The 15,948-nt window shown below is 64.1% G+C and carries 13 protein-coding genes and 4 pseudogenes; 15 read left to right on the top strand and 2 right to left on the bottom strand.

Features of this window, described 5'->3' with window-relative positions; all coding sequences use genetic code 11:
* The first annotated feature begins 40 nt into the window (after nt 1–40).
* The 7 genes and pseudogenes from YO9_RS0106710 (at nt 41) to dapF (ending at nt 6,181) form a co-directional block, all read left to right on the top strand.
* Nucleotides 41–466: a helix-turn-helix domain-containing protein gene (locus YO9_RS0106710; RefSeq protein ID WP_016996785.1), complete on the top strand. Its 426-nt coding sequence runs from the start codon at nt 41–43 to the stop codon at nt 464–466.
* Between the two features lie 101 nt (nt 467–567).
* Nucleotides 568–789, top strand: coding sequence for a DUF3046 domain-containing protein (locus YO9_RS0106705; protein ID WP_016996784.1), 222 nt, complete (start codon nt 568–570; stop codon nt 787–789).
* 165 nt (nt 790–954) lie between these two features.
* Nucleotides 955–2,088: a recombinase RecA gene (gene recA, locus YO9_RS0106700; RefSeq protein WP_016996783.1), complete on the top strand. Its 1,134-nt coding sequence runs from the start codon at nt 955–957 to the stop codon at nt 2,086–2,088.
* A gap of 16 nt (nt 2,089–2,104) precedes the next feature.
* The gene (locus YO9_RS0106695) at nt 2,105–2,662 is read left to right on the top strand and encodes a regulatory protein RecX (RefSeq protein WP_317259776.1); all 558 of its coding nucleotides are present in this window, start codon (nt 2,105–2,107) and stop codon (nt 2,660–2,662) included.
* Between the two features lie 119 nt (nt 2,663–2,781).
* The gene (gene miaB / locus YO9_RS0106690; protein ID WP_262925607.1) at nt 2,782–4,293 is read left to right on the top strand and encodes a tRNA (N6-isopentenyl adenosine(37)-C2)-methylthiotransferase MiaB; all 1,512 of its coding nucleotides are present in this window, start codon (nt 2,782–2,784) and stop codon (nt 4,291–4,293) included.
* Nucleotides 4,294–5,229: a tRNA (adenosine(37)-N6)-dimethylallyltransferase MiaA gene (miaA, locus tag YO9_RS0106685; protein ID WP_016996781.1), complete on the top strand. Its 936-nt coding sequence runs from the start codon at nt 4,294–4,296 to the stop codon at nt 5,227–5,229.
* A gap of 22 nt (nt 5,230–5,251) precedes the next feature.
* Nucleotides 5,252–6,181 (top strand): annotated as a pseudogene (gene dapF / locus YO9_RS0106680) (diaminopimelate epimerase).
* 39 nt (nt 6,182–6,220) lie between these two features.
* On the opposite strand, the gene YO9_RS0106675 reads toward dapF, so the two are convergent.
* Nucleotides 6,221–6,844, bottom strand: coding sequence for a class I SAM-dependent methyltransferase (locus YO9_RS0106675; RefSeq protein WP_016996780.1), 624 nt, complete (start codon nt 6,842–6,844; stop codon nt 6,221–6,223).
* Between the two features lie 86 nt (nt 6,845–6,930).
* On the opposite strand from YO9_RS0106675, the gene hflX reads away from it, so the two are divergent.
* Complete coding sequence (hflX, locus tag YO9_RS0106670) at nt 6,931–8,580, top strand: GTPase HflX (RefSeq protein ID WP_016996779.1); 1,650 nt, start codon at nt 6,931–6,933, stop codon at nt 8,578–8,580.
* Nucleotides 8,581–8,582: 2 nt separating this feature from the next.
* Nucleotides 8,583–10,638: pseudogene (locus tag YO9_RS0106665) on the top strand (ATP-dependent DNA helicase).
* Between the two features lie 145 nt (nt 10,639–10,783).
* Here the strand turns inward: YO9_RS0106665 and lexA are convergent.
* A pseudogene (gene lexA / locus YO9_RS0106660) lies at nt 10,784–11,532 on the bottom strand (transcriptional repressor LexA).
* A 307-nt stretch (nt 11,533–11,839) separates the two neighbouring features.
* On the opposite strand from lexA, the gene YO9_RS0106655 reads away from it, so the two are divergent.
* From YO9_RS0106655 to priA, 6 genes and pseudogenes are all read left to right on the top strand, one after another.
* Nucleotides 11,840–12,199, top strand: coding sequence for a LysM peptidoglycan-binding domain-containing protein (locus YO9_RS0106655; protein ID WP_016996778.1), 360 nt, complete (start codon nt 11,840–11,842; stop codon nt 12,197–12,199).
* A gap of 93 nt (nt 12,200–12,292) precedes the next feature.
* Complete coding sequence (locus tag YO9_RS0106650) at nt 12,293–13,339, top strand: histidinol-phosphate transaminase (RefSeq protein ID WP_016996777.1); 1,047 nt, start codon at nt 12,293–12,295, stop codon at nt 13,337–13,339.
* Between the two features lie 116 nt (nt 13,340–13,455).
* Nucleotides 13,456–14,073: an imidazoleglycerol-phosphate dehydratase HisB gene (hisB, locus tag YO9_RS0106645; protein WP_016996776.1), complete on the top strand. Its 618-nt coding sequence runs from the start codon at nt 13,456–13,458 to the stop codon at nt 14,071–14,073.
* Between the two features lie 17 nt (nt 14,074–14,090).
* Nucleotides 14,091–14,782 (top strand): annotated as a pseudogene (gene hisH / locus YO9_RS0106640) (imidazole glycerol phosphate synthase subunit HisH).
* Nucleotides 14,779–14,940, top strand: coding sequence for a hypothetical protein (locus YO9_RS17355; RefSeq protein ID WP_016996774.1), 162 nt, complete (start codon nt 14,779–14,781; stop codon nt 14,938–14,940). The pseudogene hisH and the gene YO9_RS17355 overlap by 4 nt, the downstream one beginning before the upstream one ends.
* Before the next feature lie 73 nt (nt 14,941–15,013).
* Nucleotides 15,014–15,766, top strand: a complete 753-nt coding sequence (priA, locus tag YO9_RS0106630) for a bifunctional 1-(5-phosphoribosyl)-5-((5-phosphoribosylamino)methylideneamino)imidazole-4-carboxamide isomerase/phosphoribosylanthranilate isomerase PriA (RefSeq protein ID WP_016996773.1) — start codon at nt 15,014–15,016, stop codon at nt 15,764–15,766.
* The last annotated feature ends 182 nt before the right edge of the window (nt 15,767–15,948 follow it).

The following is a 15,948-nucleotide window of genomic DNA, read 5'->3' as shown; positions in this document are numbered from 1 at the left end:
TTAACGGTTTGACCGTTCGTACGAGGAGTAGGCAATTCACATGACGAAGCAACCCGTGTCCGTCAATGGTGTCGTCCGTTGGAAGGACGTGGGACTGTCCGACGAAGAACATGCCGAGACGAAGGACGTCAAAGTGGGCGTTTTGCGACAAGAAATTGGCGAAGTGCTCCGTAGCGTCCGCCAGCGTCAGGGACGCACTCTGCGAGAAGTTTCGCACAGTGCTCGCGTGTCGCTGGGCTACCTGAGCGAGGTGGAACGCGGTCAGAAGGAAGCATCTTCCGAGCTGCTGGCCTCCATCTGCACCGCTCTCGAAATCCCCCTCTCGCAGATGCTGCGTGAAGTTGCAGATCGCCTCGCATACGCCGAGGGCAACTACATTCCCGATACCGTGCCTTCCGAGATGACCGAAGAGTTCACTCGCGAGGTCCGCCAGTTGCGCGGGGGCGCAGCCACTTCGGCTCACTAATCCCAACCGCTCACCAGCGTTAGAGTTTCCAGGGCCCGTCGGCATTGTCGGCGGGCCCTTGTTATGTCACTTCTCCGTTGAAATCCGCTAGGAAAGGTCGCATGCGCATCAGTACGTTCTGGGAGTTCATGGCCCACGAGTTCGGGTCCGGGTACTCCAAGGTTCTTGCTCGGGATCTCGTCATGGCAGAAGTGGGGGAACGGACCGCCGTTGAAGCCCTCGACGCCGGCGTGGACCCCAAGCAGGTGTGGTTCGCCATATGCAAGGCGCAGGAGATTCCCCAGGACCGATGGTGGGGACCGGACAAGGATCCCAAGCCCTAGTCGACGTAATGGCGTCGAGCGCTAATCGAATGTATATTCGAATCAGATCATCCGGGCTGCACATCCTTCGTGAGCCCTTATGCGTGTCAGACCCCCTCAGTAGGTTGAGACACGAACCAAACAACAGGGCCGCGAAATCCAGGCCCCTAAGAACCGAGGTGAATCATGGCAGCCAAGTCAAAGGGAAACAGTTCCGTTCCCTCTCAGGTGGTCGGCTCCGACCGCGAGAAGGCTCTGGATACTGTCCTGGCACAGATCGACAAGAACTACGGCAAGGGATCGGTCATGCGGCTGGGTGACCGCCCGGCCACCCGCATCGAGACCATCCCCACCGGTTCCATCGCTCTGGACGTGGCTCTGGGTATCGGAGGTTTCCCGCGCGGTCGCGTGGTCGAGATCTACGGTCCGGAATCGTCCGGTAAGACCACCGTGGCACTGCACGCCGTGGCCAGCGTCCAGCGCGCCGGCGGCATCGCGGCATTCATCGACGCCGAGCACGCCCTGGACCCCGTGTACGCGGAGAAGTTGGGCGTGGACACGGACAACCTGCTCGTGTCCCAGCCGGACACCGGTGAGCAGGCTCTCGAGATCATGGACATGCTGGTGGGCTCCGGCTCCATCGACATCGTCGTGATCGACTCCGTGGCAGCACTGGTTCCCAAGGCCGAAATCGAAGGCGAAATGGGTGACAGCCACGTTGGTCTGCAGGCGCGACTGATGTCTCAGGCACTGCGTAAGATCACCGGTCGTTTGTCCCACACGAACACCACCGCGATTTTCATCAACCAGCTGCGCGAGAAGATCGGTGTGTTCTTCGGCTCGCCGGAAACCACCACCGGTGGTAAGGCCTTGAAGTTCTACGCCTCGGTGCGTGTGGACGTCCGTCGTATTGAGACTCTCAAGGACGGCGCGAACCCCGTGGGTAACCGCACCCGCGCCAAGATCGTCAAGAACAAGATGGCTCCGCCCTTCAAGCAGGCCGAGTTCGACATCCTGTACGGTCAGGGCATCTCCATCGAGGGTGGCCTGATCGACATGGGTGTGGAGCACGGGATCGTCAAGAAGTCCGGTGCCTGGTTCACCTATGAGGGCGACCAACTGGGGCAGGGCAAGGAGAACTCCCGCCGATTCCTCAAGGACAACCCGGAGTTGGCCGCGGAGATCGAGCGGAAGATTCTGGTCAAGCTCGGCATCACGGAGGGCACCGAGGAGTCCGAGGAAGACACCGTGGTGGACGCCTCCGAGGACGACATCCTCGAGGCTCCGGATTCGACCAAGCCGGAACTTCCCGCGTTCTGATTGAGGTGACTGAGCGATGAGCCAGTCGTCCAGCTACAATTCCCGGCGACGCAGGGCCTCGGCACGATACCGAGGTCCTGCGGAGCCACCCGCGGAAGGCTCCGCTGGCCATGACGATGAGCCCGATCAACATGAAGTTGCTCGGGCCATTGTGCTGCGCCAGCTCACGGCCTCCGCCAAGTCTCGTAAGCAGCTCGAGGACAAGCTTGCCGATCGTGATGTTCCCGAAGAAGTGGCCCAGGAAGTTCTGGACCGTTTCGAAGAGGTCAACCTCGTGGACGACCGCGCCTTCGCAGCCATGTTCGTCCGTTCCCGAGCAGAGACGCGCAAACTCTCTCGCAGCGCGCTGCGCCGAGAACTCCAGAAACGGGGCATCACCGGCGAGTTCGCTGACGAAGCCCTCGAGCAACGCACCGATGAGGACGAGACCGAGGACGCCCACGAACTCGTGCGCAAGAAGATGCCCAAGAGCATCGATTTCTCGGATCGCAAAGAAGTCGACAAGGTCACCCGACGCCTCGTCAGCATGCTCGGCCGCAAGGGTACCCACCCGGACTTGCCTTCGGCGTGGTGAAAGAGGAGCTGTCGGCGTTCGGCACCGAGGATGACTTCTCGGAACCGGATCCCTGGCCCAGCGCGTAGCGCATGACTCGGTTAATTTGACCTGGTCCTTAACATAGTGGGGTGACTCAACTGACCGACTCCCTGGTGAATGCCGTCCCCGCCGCTTCTGATCTGCCCGCGCCCGCTTATGAGGTGCGCACCCTGGGCTGTCAGATGAACGCCCACGATTCGGAGCGCATCACCGGTCTGCTCGAAGAAGCGGGCTACGTTCCCGCCGTGGATCGAGCTCCCGACCTCGTGGTGTTCAACACCTGTGCGGTGCGCGAGAATGCAGATAACAAGCTGTACGGCCAGCTCGGTCAGCTGGCACCGGCCAAGAAGCGCAATGAGCGCATGCAGATCGCCGTGGGCGGTTGTCTGGCACAGAAGGACCGTTCCACCATCGTGGAAAAGGCCCCCTGGGTGGATGTCGTGTTCGGTACCCACAACATTGGTTCCCTTCCAGTGTTGCTGGAGCGCGCCCGTCACAATCACCAGGCCGAGGTCGAGATCCTCGAGTCGCTCGAAACCTTCCCCTCGACTCTGCCCACCAAACGCGAGCAGGCGTACGCCGGATGGGTCTCCATTTCGGTGGGCTGCAACAATACCTGCACGTTCTGCATCGTCCCGCAGCTGCGAGGGAAGGAGAAAGACCGTCGCCCCGGGGACATCCTGGCCGAGGTGCAGGCGCTCGTGGATTCCGGTGCTGTGGAAGTCACCCTGCTGGGTCAGAACGTCAACTCTTACGGTGTGGAGTTCGGTGACCGCGGTGCGTTCGCCAAGCTCCTGCGCGCCTGCGGAGAGATCGAAGGGCTGGAGCGTGTCCGCTTCACCAGCCCGCACCCGGCGGCCTTCACGGACGACGTGATCGACGCGATGGCCGAGACCCCCAACGTGATGCCGCAGTTGCACATGCCGCTGCAGTCCGGTTCCGACCAGATCCTCAAGGACATGCGTCGTTCATACCGCTCCAAGAAGTTCCTCGGCATTCTCGAGCGGGTCCGCGAGCAGATTCCCAACGCGGCGATCACCACCGACATCATTGTGGGATTCCCCGGCGAGACCGAAGAAGACTTCCAGGCCACGATGGACGTGGTCGAGGCCTCCGAGTTCTCCTCCGCGTTCACGTTCCAGTACTCAATCCGTCCTGGAACTCCCGCGGGTGAGATGGAGAATCAGGTTCCGCACCACATCGTCCAGGAACGCTTCGAGCGGCTGACGGCTCTGCAGGATCGGATCAGCGCTCGGTTGAACCAGCAACTGGTCGGCTCCACCGTGGAGGTTCTGGTCAGCGCGCACCAGGGTCGTAAGTCGGAGAGCACCCACCGCTTGAGCGGCCGGTCCCAGGACCAGCGGCTCGTCCACTTCTCGGTGCCGGAGGGTGCGGAGGCACCGCGCCCGGGTGACTTTGTGACGGTTCCGGTCACCGCGGCCGCGGCCTACCACTTGCTGGCCGACCCCAAGGACTCGTCCGAATATTCACTGCGCCGTTCCCGCGGCGGGGACGCGTGGGAAGCTGCCCAGGCGGAATCCTGTGGCACCGGCGGTTCCGGTAAGCCCGGCGCCGTCGGGCTCGGTATGCCTGTCCTGCGCACCAACTAGGTGGCTGCCATCTCCTGGCCGTCCGAAGGCCCACCACTGATCGCCGTGGTCGGTCCCACCGGAACCGGTAAATCGGATCTCGCCCTCGCCCTTGCGGAGGCACTCGATGGCGAGGTCATCAACGGGGATGCCCTCCAGTTCTACCGGGGCATGGACATCGGCACCGCCAAGATGTCGGTCGCTGAACGACGCGGAATCCCGCACCACCTCCTCGACATCATGGACATTTCGGGGGAAGCCTCTGTTGCCCGGTTTCAGGCGGACGCGCGGGCCGCATTCGACGACGTCGCCGCGCGCGGCAAAGTGCCAATCCTCGCCGGCGGTTCGGGGCTCTACGTCCGCGCCGCCGTGGACGCCATCGAGTTCCCCGGAACGGACCCCGCAGTTCGGGCTCGCCTGGAGAACGAATTGGCTGAACAAGGGAGCGGCGCGCTCCTGGGGCGACTGAGCGACGTCGACCCCCAATCCGCAGCGCGAGTCAAAGATGACCGGCGGCTAGTACGGGCGCTGGAGGTGTACGAGGTTACGGGGCGGCCGTTCACGTCGTTCATGCCGCACCGCGAGTACGTGCGCCCCACGGTGCAGTTCGGTCTCGACATGGAGCGTGAGGTGCTCAATGAACGACTCGCGCAACGGATTGACCGGATGCTCGAGGCCGGGTGGCTGGATGAGGTTCGCTCGCTCGAGAAGCGCGGCCTGCGCGGGAGTCCCACGGCCGGCAAGGCCCTGGGCTATCCCCAACTTTTGGATGTCCTGGCGGGGGAGCGGACCCTGGAAGATGCCCGGGAGGACACTGTGGTGGCCACCCGCCGCTTCACCAAGAGGCAACGCACGTGGTTCCACGCGGACCCTCGGGTGCAGTGGCTCGATGCGGGACATCCCGGCGGCGTGGACGCACTCGCACGCGATGCCGTGACGAAGATTGAGGCCGCGTAAACTGGCGGCCGTGACTGAAACTGTGGATCGGGGAGTGAAGACCGTGGACTGGCGTGAATTGGTGAACCATGAAGTGGTCAAGGCCCACGGAACCGGGAACGACTTTGTGGTGTTCACGGACGAATACGGTGAGGTCCCGCTGACCGCGGACACCGTGGCGGCCGTATCCGATCGTCACATGGGCCTGGGCGCGGACGGCCTGATCCGTGTGGTTCGTGCGAGCGAGCTGCCCGAAGGCCGGAAACTTCTGGAACAGGACCCCTCGGTCGAGTGTTCATGGACTACCGCAACGCGGACGGTTCCATTGCTCAGATGTGCGGCAACGGCGTGCGCGTGTTCGTGGACCACCTGGTTCGGGAAGGGCTCGTGGAGCTTCCGCAGGGTTCGCAGTTGCGCATCGGTACCCGCGCGGGTGTGCGTTCCGTGGCCCGCACCGAAGGCGGCTACGCCGTGGACATGGGCCCGTGGAGCTTCATTGCCGGTGAGGACGCCCGCGAGAAGGCTCGGACGCGTGGTGACCACGGACGGGTTGAACGTCCCTCGCCCGGGTCTGTCCATCAGTATGGGCAACCCGCACACCGTGGTGGCCCTCTCCGAGGAAGACAAGCTGGATCAGCTGGATCTTCGCCGAGCGCCGTCGGTCTCCCCTGAACCCAAGGACGGCACGAACGTCGAGTTCGTGGTGCCCGTTGACCACGACGATACCGAGGTCGGCCGCATCCACATGCGCGTGTTCGAACGCGGTGTGGGGGAAACCTATTCGTGCGGCACCGGCGCGTGCGCGGCTGCGGCAGCAACCCGCTTCTGGGGTGGCGCTGATGCACCGGACCGCTGGTTGGTGGAGGTCCCGGGCGGAGTGCTGTCCGTGACCTTCGTGCCCGCAACCGACGGCACCGAGCACGTGGTCCTGGCCGGTCCGACCCGCGTGGTGGCCCGCGCCATCTTGGTGTGACCACCACGGGTAGCTAGCTCGGAGCTGGGAATGCTCGCGCTACCGCGCGCGTTCTACCTTGAGGATCCGGAACCCCTTGTCCGTGGCAGCACGTTCGATCGTGAACTCCTCGGCGTCCAGGACCGTGCCGAGCCAGCGCTGCAGTGAATCGCCACCCAGGTTCTTCTGAACCACCAACCAAGCCGTGCCACCCGGTGCCAGGCGGGGCAACCACATCAGCAGAATCTGGTGCAGAGCCTCCTTGCCCACACGAATGGGCGGGTTGGACCACACAGTGTCGAACTGACGATCCTGGGGAACGTCCTCGGGCCGGAAGGTCTCCACGTGTGACAATCCGTGAGCCTCAACGTTCCGACGGGTGAGGTCCAGGCTGCGGTCGTTGACATCGACGGCCGTCACCGTGGCGTCCGGATCAGCCAATCCCATGGCCAGGGTCAACGGACCCCAGCCACAACCAATATCCAAAAATTGACGGCCGCTCGGATCGGGAACGTTGCGCAATAGTGCGGCGGTTCCCTTGTCAAGGTCACCGGGGGAAAACACCCCGGCGGCGGTCTGAACTCGCACTTCGCGACCACGCAGGTCCACTGAAATCTGCCGGGGCTTTTCCGGCAGGGACGGATCGGTCACAAAGTAATGCGCGCTGTGCGGTTCTGGGGCCATGGCTCCACATGCTATCGCTCAGCACTCCGTGTCGGGGTGCAGCGATAGACTGAACGAATTATCAGCAGCTTGCAGATCAAGGAATTATGACTGAATCTCACCGCCCCGAAGACTCCCAGCACCGCGCGCCGGTGACACCTGGGGAACCCTCGGGCGCAGATCTTGAAGACGTCGTCGCCAGGGTCCTGGCTCGCGCTCACGCGCAGAAAGAGCCCGCCATCTTCCGTGATGGCGCTCATGACGACTCCGAACGGCGCCGCGACCCCTTGGGTCGTGCGCGCGAGCTCCTCGACGAGGATCCGCAGTTCTCCGACGCCGACGGCGAGCAGCAAGACCTTGCCGAACGTCATGCACTGCGCCGTGTCGCCGGGCTCTCGACCGAACTCGAAGACGTCACCGAGGTCGAATACCGTCAGCTCCGCCTGGAACGAGTGGTGCTCGCCGGACTGTGGTCCGCCGGGACACTGGCGGACGCGGAGAACTCACTCCGTGAACTTGCTGCGCTCGCAGAGACCGCCGGTTCCGAGGTCATGGACGGCATGCTCCAGCGCCGTGTGAACCCGGATCCCGGAACGTACCTGGGATCGGGTAAGGCGATGGAACTCCGGGATGTAGTTGCCGCAACCGGCGCGGACACCGTGGTCGTCGATGCCGAACTCGCCCCGTCCCAGCGTCGTGCCTTGGAAGACGTGGTCAAGGTCAAGGTCATCGACCGCACGGGTCTGATCCTGGATATCTTCGCCCAGCACGCCAAGTCCAAAGAGGGCAAGGCGCAGGTCGAACTGGCACAGCTGGAATACATGCTCCCTCGCCTCCGTGGTTGGGGTGAGTCACTGTCCCGCCAGGCCGGTGGCCGGGCTGCTGCCGGTGAGGGCATTGGCTCGCGTGGCCCGGGTGAAACCAAGATCGAACTCGACCGACGCCGGATTCGCCAGCGCATGGCCAAACTACGCCGTGAGATCGAAGCGATGAAGCCCGCCCGGGAAACCAAGCGGCTTAACCGCAAGCGGTTCTCGGTCCCGTCGGTCGCGATTGCCGGATACACCAACGCCGGTAAGTCCTCACTGCTCAACCGGCTCACGGACGCGGGCGTACTTGTGGAGAACGCACTGTTCGCCACTCTGGACCCCACCGTGCGCAAGGCGGAAACCCCGGACGGGATTGGCTACACGCTCTCGGACACCGTGGGCTTCGTGCGTTCGCTGCCCACGCAGCTCGTCGAGGCCTTCCGCTCCACGCTCGAGGAAGTCGCCGACGCCGATGTCATCGTGCACGTCGTCGACGCCTCCCACCCGGATCCGGAGGGCCAGCTCAAGGCCGTCCGCGATGTCCTCACGGACGTTGGTGCAACCGACATTCCGGAGATCGTGGCACTCAACAAGTCGGACGTCGCGGATCCCGTGGTGCTTGGCCGTCTGCTCAACCACGAGAGCCCGTCCGTTGCCGTTTCCGCTCGCACGGGCGAGGGCATCGAGGAACTCAAGCAGTTGATTTCGCGGGCGATTCCGCGGCCGGATCATGAGCTCGACCTGTTGATTCCCTACGTTCACGGTGAGGTGGTCTCGCGACTGCACGCCCAGGACGCGGAGATTCTGAGCACGGAGCACACCGAGGACGGCACGCGCTTGCGGGTGCGCGTCCGGGGGAGCCTCGTGGCGGAACTCGAGGAATACCGGCTTGGAGCGGCGTCGTCGACGGATGCGCAGCCGGACGAGAACGGTGCGGACACCGCATAGGTATGGCAGACCCGTTCATTGACGAGACCGGGCGGGACATTTCGGACCTTCGACCCGAAACCCTGCCCGGCGCCAAGGATTCACTCGAGCTCCTCGACGCCGCTGTGACCGCCATGGGCGGGCAGCGGCGCGATGGGCAGCGCTTCATGGCCGCCAAAGTGGCCGAGGCGCTGGACACTCGCAAGCACCTCTTGGTTCAGGCGGGTACGGGCACGGGTAAATCCCTGGCCTACCTGGTTCCGGTGTTCGAACACGCCCAGACCGCGGACAAACCCGTGATCATTTCCACCGCGACCCTGGCGTTGCAGTCGCAGGTGACCGGTCGCGACGTGCCACGCGTGTTGGACGCGGTCGAGGAACACCTGGAGCACCGGCCCAACGTGGCGCTGCTCAAGGGGCGATCCAATTACGCGTGCCTGCACAAGATCGGTGGTGGGTACCCCACCGACGACGACGCCGCGCTGTTCAATCTCGCGGAGCCGGCCGGTTCCGCACGTGGCGGAGACACCGCCGTGGGCAAGTTGGGTCAACAGGTCAAACGGTTGCGCGAATGGGTTGAGTCCACAGAGACCGGGGACCGTGACGATGTGCAGCCGGGTGTCTCGGATGCGGCCTGGCGACAGGTCTCCGTGACCGCCCGGGAATGCATCGGGCGCAAATGCCCACTGATCGAAGAATGCTTTGCCGAGAAGGCCCGATTGACAGCGGGCGAGGCGGACGTGGTGATCACCAATCACGCGCTGCTGGCCATCAACGCCTCGAGGGGTTGGCCGTGCTGCCTGAACACGACGTGGTAGTCGTGGACGAGGCACATGAACTTCAGGACCGAGTCACGGGGGCCGTCACCGGTGCGCTGTCCGGGGCAGCAGTGCGCGCGGCCGCGAGCGGCGTGCGCAAACACACCGCGGCACCGCACGAGGACCTGGACAAGGCGGCGGACGCTTTCGACCGAGCCTTCAACGGCGATCCGAACGGACTGTTGCCGCGAGGATTCACCGAAGAACAGGTCTACGCCGTGCGCGGCGTGCAGGACGCCGCACGTGCCGGGTTGAGCGCAACCAAGGGTGATTCCAACGCGGAAGACGCGGGCCGGCATGCGGCACGTTCACGACTGTCCGAGATTCTCGATACTGCCGATCGCATGCTCAACGCCAACACGGACCACGATGTCTTGTGGATCTCGCGGGTGGGCCGCTGGGAACAGTCCTCGGGATACGTGTCACCGGATGCCGGCGAACCGGCAACGCTTAACATCGCTCCGCTCAGCGTGGCGGGCGCGCTGCGAGAAGGACTTTTCGACGGCCGCACGGTGGTGTTGACCTCGGCCACGCTGGCCGTGGGGTCCTCGTTCTCGTCCGTGGCGGGCGCTTGGTCTGCAGGGCGCGGGCGCTCCACCGTGGCGGGGCGTGGACGTGGGAAGCCCGTTCAACTACCCCAAGCAGGGCATCTTGTACGTGGCCAGGCACCTGCCAAACCGGGCCGGGGCGTGTCCGAGGATCAACTGGCCGAACTGGCAGAACTCGTCAAGGCTTCCAACGGTGGTGCCTGGGACTGTTCTCATCCCGCCGCGCGGCCGAGGAAGCCACCGAGAAATTGCGCGAACTCATCGATACCGAAATCCTCTGCCAGGGTGAGGCGTCACTGCCGTCGCTGGTAAAGGATTTCACGGACGATCCCACTGCCAGTCTCTTCGGCACCATGAGCCTGTGGCAGGGCGTGGATGTTCCCGGTAATTCATGTCGCCTGGTGGTTATCGACCGCATCCCGTTCCCGCGTCCGGACGACCCCTTGGGGACCGCCCGGACCAGAGCCACGGAACGCGCCGGTGGCAACGGCTTCATGGCCGTGTCAGCCACTCACGCCGCGGTGAAGCTTGCCCAGGGTGCGGGACGCCTGATCCGTTCCAGCAACGACCGCGGTGTGGTTGCCGTGCTCGATTCGCGATTGGCCACGGCGCGATACGGAACCTTCCTGACCAAGTCACTGCCGCCACTGTGGCCCACCGCGGACAAGGCCAAGGTGCTGGGCGCACTGAAACGCCTCAGCAGCACGCAGTAGTTCGCGGTAGTTCCGCGGCACTGGTGCACAGGGCACCGAGAGATGACCGCACTGAAATCCGGAACTCTGACGGTTGCGCCCAACATGAGCCGGCCCGGTAGGTGAATCTCACCTACCGGGCCGGTTGTGTCATGAACTGTGTGGGTCAGAGGGATCGGAACACCGATACCACCTTGCCCATCACGGTGGCGTGATCGCCCAGGATGGGTTCGTACTGGGTGTTCTGCGGAAGTAGCCAGGTGTGGCCGTCGCGCTGACGAAAAGTCTTGACGGTCGCCTCGTCATCGAGCAGCGCCGCGACGATGTCACCGTTGACCGCGGTGTTCTGCTGCCGCACCACGACCCAGTCGCCGTCGCAGATAGCGGCGTCGATCATCGAATCACCGGACACCTTGAGCATGAACAGGTCACCGTGGCCACGAACTCTCGTGGGAGTGAGAACACGTCTTCGACCGACTGCTCCGCCGTGATGGGGCCACCGGCGGCGATCCGACCAACCAGGGGCACCGAGGCCATGGAGTCGTCCGAGTTGCTGGTGGGCAACTGGGTGACGTTGTGCAGCGTGCCGTCCGACGTCTTTGACGACTGTTCGGCCGGTCCGGGTTCACCCAATTCCCGAGCAAGCTCGGCATCGGTGAGTGGGCGCAGTACTTCCATGGCCCGGGGGCGCCGAGGGTCACGGCGGATGTAGCCGAGCTTCTCGAGCTGGCCCAACTGGTGGGTCACGCTCGACAAGGAAGCGAGGCCCACAATGTCGCCGATTTCACGCATGGACGGGGGATAACCGCGGTCACCGATGGCTCGTTGTACCGCTCCCAGGATGGTGCGCTGACGCGCTGTCAGTGGCTTCTGGGGCCGCGGGGACTCCGAACCGGAGGGGGAAGGTGTGCTCACGAGTTGGGGTCCTTTCACCGTTTTCCGACCGCGGGGTCAACCGCGACGTACTCCGTACCCGTCGAGTTTGATCCTGCCGCTTATGCGTGTCAGTGACGTTCGATCAACTAGTACGGACGTTGCTTCAAGACTAGTGCGCCGAGAGTGAGGACTCAAACACATGTTCGATTTTTCTCTCGACAAGGTTCGTACACCCGTGCTAGAACTTAACGCAGATATTCGAAAACGTGTTCTAACGCCGGAGAAAGGGTTCGAACACCCTGCCGCTTCATCCCGCGGTCACCGGAAAGTTCACCAGGAGGTTGCCATGACCACACATATCTTGCCCGCCAGTGCACGGGCCATTACTCGTACGCCCAAGCTCAATCTGACCCGTCGCGGACGGTTCGTCTTCATCGGACTGCCGCTTATCACGGGCGCCGCTGCGCTGTTGGTGGTCGCGGTCATCTTCCTGCTGCCCTCCACCGTTCAGGCCAACACCGATCCCGTGGGTGACCCCGTCACGCATTCCGTGACCGTTCAGTCTGATCAGTCGCTGTGGGAGATCGCCCATGCTGCGGACCCGCAGCGCGATACCCGCGAGGTCATGGATGACATCGTGGAGCTCAACGGACTGGCATCCTCGGAGCTGTCCGCGGGTCAGCTGCTGGAGATTCCCGCACGCTGAATCGTGCGAAGCACACCCCGGCGCTTAAGCTAGGGGAGTGAGCCAAAATCTCGATCGCTAGAAGCCCTGCCCCTGCGTGAGAACCTGCGGGGCATGTCCCCGTACGGCGCACCCCAACTCGATGTTGCGGTTGCACTGAACACGAACGAGAACACTCATCCCGTTCCCCAGCCCGTGGTGGACGCCATCACCAAGCGTGTGTCCCGGGCCGCCGGTCAGCTCAATCGCTATCCGGATCGGGAATTCACGGAACTTCGCACGGCATTGGCCGCATACCTGGACCACGGACTGGCCGCTGACAACCTCTGGGCGGCCAACGGTTCCAACGAGATCCTGCAGCAGATTCTGCAGACGTTCGGTGGCCCCGGGCGTTCGGTCCTCACTTTTGTGCCAACCTATTCGATGTACCCGTTGCTTGCCTCTGGGACGGGAACCGAGTTCATCGCGGGTCAGCGCGCGGAAGATTTCACCCTGACCGCGGAATCCGCGGCCGCGCAGGTCCGTGAGCATGCACCCCACGTGGTGATCCTGTGTTCGCCGAACAACCCGACGGGTACTGCTCTCGGCCTGGACGTTGTCGAAGCCGTGTACGAGGCCGCGGAAGAATCCAACTCCATGGTCGTCGTGGACGAGGCCTACGCGGAGTTCGCGCGGTTCGGAACCCCGTCTGCCCTCACCCTTCTCGAGGGGCGCCCCCGTCTGATCGTCACCCGCACCATGAGCAAGGCTTTCGCACTGGCCGGTGCACGACTGGGCTACTTCGCCGCAGCCCCCGAGGTCGCGGATGCCATTCGACTGGTCCGGTTGCCCTATCACCTCTCGGCCGTCAGCCAGGCGACTGCCCTTGCTGCACTGGAGCATAGTGACGTACTGCTGAGCACCGTGGAAGACATCAAGATGCAGCGAGACCGCATTGTCGACGACCTCAAGCGGCTGGGGCTCGAACCCGCAGAATCCGACTCCAATTTCGTGTTCTACGGGGGCATGGAGAACGCCCAGCAGATGTGGCAAAACCTGTTGGATCAGGGCGTTCTAGTGCGCGACGTCGGAATCCCCGGCCACCTGCGCGTGACCGCAGGCACCGAGGACGAAACCACCGCATTCCTGACCGCAGTGGAGAACTACCTACAGCAGAAGTGACCCGCGGGGGAGTCATCCGTCGGTCACCGAACGGGCCATCCAGGTCCGGCTATTAGACTGAATAGCGCCGCTGTTTCCGGCGGGCGCTTGCAGAATTCGAGGAGTCACACCCCGTTATGTCCCCTACCAACGCACCTCGTACCGCCGTGGTGGAACGCGTGACCAGTGAGTCCACGGTCCGCGTGGAACTGAACCTGGACGGCACGGGTCAGTCCAACATCGAGACCACCGTGCCCTTCTACAACCACATGTTGACGGCACTGTCCAAGCACTCCCTGATCGACCTCAACGTTCAGGCCCACGGGGACACCGACATCGACGTGCACCACACGGTCGAGGACACCGCCATCGTTCTCGGTGACGCGTTTCTGAAGGCACTCGGTGACAAGCGAGGGATCCGTCGCTTCGGACAGGCCACCATCCCGCTGGATGAGGCACTGGCCTCGGCGGTCGTGGACGTGTCCGGCCGTCCGTATGTCGTGCACACCGGAGAACCCGAAGGCCAGCAGTACCACCTGATCGGTGGTCACTACACCGGGTCCATGACGCGCCACGTGTTCGAGTCCTTCGCCTATCACGCCCAGTTGTGTCTGCACATCGACGTGATTCGCGGTCGGGACCCGCACCACATCGTGGAAGCGCAGTTCAAGGCACTGGCTCGCGCGCTGCGTGAGGCAGTAGAACCCGATGCCCGCATGGCAGATTCCATCCCGTCCACCAAGGGAGCTTTGTGAACCCCGGTAACGAACAGGTGACCGCCCCGTGCGTCGTCGTTCTCGATTACGGCGCCGGCAATGTCCACTCCGCGGTGCGGGCCCTGGAAGCCGCGGGAGCACGCGTGAAGCTCAGCGCCGACCCGGAGGACGTCATGGACGCCGACGGCTTGGTCGTCCCGGGTGTGGGTGCCTTCGCAGCTGTGATGGACGGACTCCGATCCGTTCAGGCTCCCCGTCTCATCGATCGTCGCTTGAGCGGCGGCCGGCCCGTTCTGGGAATTTGCGTGGGTCTTCAGGTCATGTTCGATGAAGGTGTCGAGCACGGTGAGCGTTCGGAGGGTCTGGCCCAGTGGCCCGGGACCGTGGACCGCTTGAACGCGCCCGTGGTGCCTCACATGGGATGGAACACCGTGGAACCGCCGAAGGATTCGATCCTGTTCAAGGGCATCGAGAACGAGCGCTTCTACTTCGTGCACTCCTACGGCGTCCAGGACTGGAATTTCGATCAGACCATCGACCGCATGAAGGCCCCCGGCGTCACGTGTCCGAGCACGGCGGCCCGTTCGTGGCCGCGGTGGAGAACGGGGCACTGTGCGCCACGCAGTTCCACCCGGAGAAGTCCTCGGCCGCGGGCATCGCCCTGTTGCGCAACTGGCTGGGCACCCTGCCGAGCACCGGCCGCATGGCGGAGCGCATGCCCGTTCGCGGCGCGGAGGTCGAAAAGTGACCTTCTCCATGCTGACCATGGTGCTGGGTGCGTTCTTCGCCGGGGGCGCCATTTCGTTCAAGCAGCAGAAGAAACCGCTGTGGTCGGTGCTGCTCTTGGCGGCCATTGCCTTGGCCCTGATCGTTTACGGCGCGTATTCCTGGTTCACGTCCGTGTAGTTCCCGCCGCGGCGTGAGTCGCGGCATCATTTGTGCAGTCATAGAGCGGTATTCACCGCCGGTAAGGAGAACCATGTCTCAGGACACCACCCCTCGTTTGGAATTGTTGCCCGCCGTGGACGTGCAGGACGGTCAGGCCGTGCGTCTCGTTCAGGGTGAGGCCGGTTCCGAAACCGGGTACGGCGATCCCGTGGAGGCCGCACTCATGTGGCAGGAGGCCGGGGCCGAGTGGCTGCACCTGGTCGACCTGGACGCGGCGTTCGGTCGCGGCGACAACATCGACGTGCTGCGTCGCGTGGCCGAGCGGATCGAGATGAAGATCGAGATGTCCGGTGGTATCCGCGACGACGAATCCCTGGAGCGGGTTCTCTCCCTCAACCCCGCTCGCATCAACTTGGGCACCGCCGCCCTCGAGAACCCTGAGTGGACCCAGCGCGTGATTGCCGAGCACGGCGACGTGATCGCCGTGGGTCTGGACGTTCGTGGCACCACCCTGGCCGCTCGCGGCTGGACCAAGGAAGGCGGCGATCTCTGGGAGGTCCTGGACCGCCTCGAGGCCGATGGCTGCTCCCGCTACGTGGTCACGGACGTCACCAAGGACGGAACGCTCAAGGGCCCCAACGTGGAATTGCTGGCCGAGGTCGCTCGTCGCACCGACAAGCCCGTGGTGGCCTCCGGCGGCGTTTCCTCCCTCGAGGACATCGCTGCCCTGCGCGAGCTCGTGCCCGTGGGAGTCGAGGGTGCCATCGTGGGCAAGGCCCTCTACGCAGGTAAGTTCACGCTGCCCGAGGCCCTTGACGTGGCCGGTCGCCCGAATGCCGGATAGCTCCGATCCCCGTCCGTTGCCGGCACACATCGCCGCGCAACTGCGCTCGGCCGGCGGTAGCGAGGACACCGGCGGCCAGGCGTGGGAGGGGGCAACCTGGGGGGGGCACCAGCCACACGCACCTCTTCCCCGATGACGACGCGCCGCGGCACCCGGATTTCCACCGCCTTGGCAGCGTGGCG

The sequence above is a fragment of the Kocuria atrinae C3-8 genome, assembly GCF_000286355.1.
Lineage (GTDB): Bacteria > Actinomycetota > Actinomycetes > Actinomycetales > Micrococcaceae > Kocuria > Kocuria atrinae_A.
The sequence above is the reverse complement of the archived record's forward strand: the minus strand, read 5'-3'. Positions and strand labels throughout refer to the sequence as shown.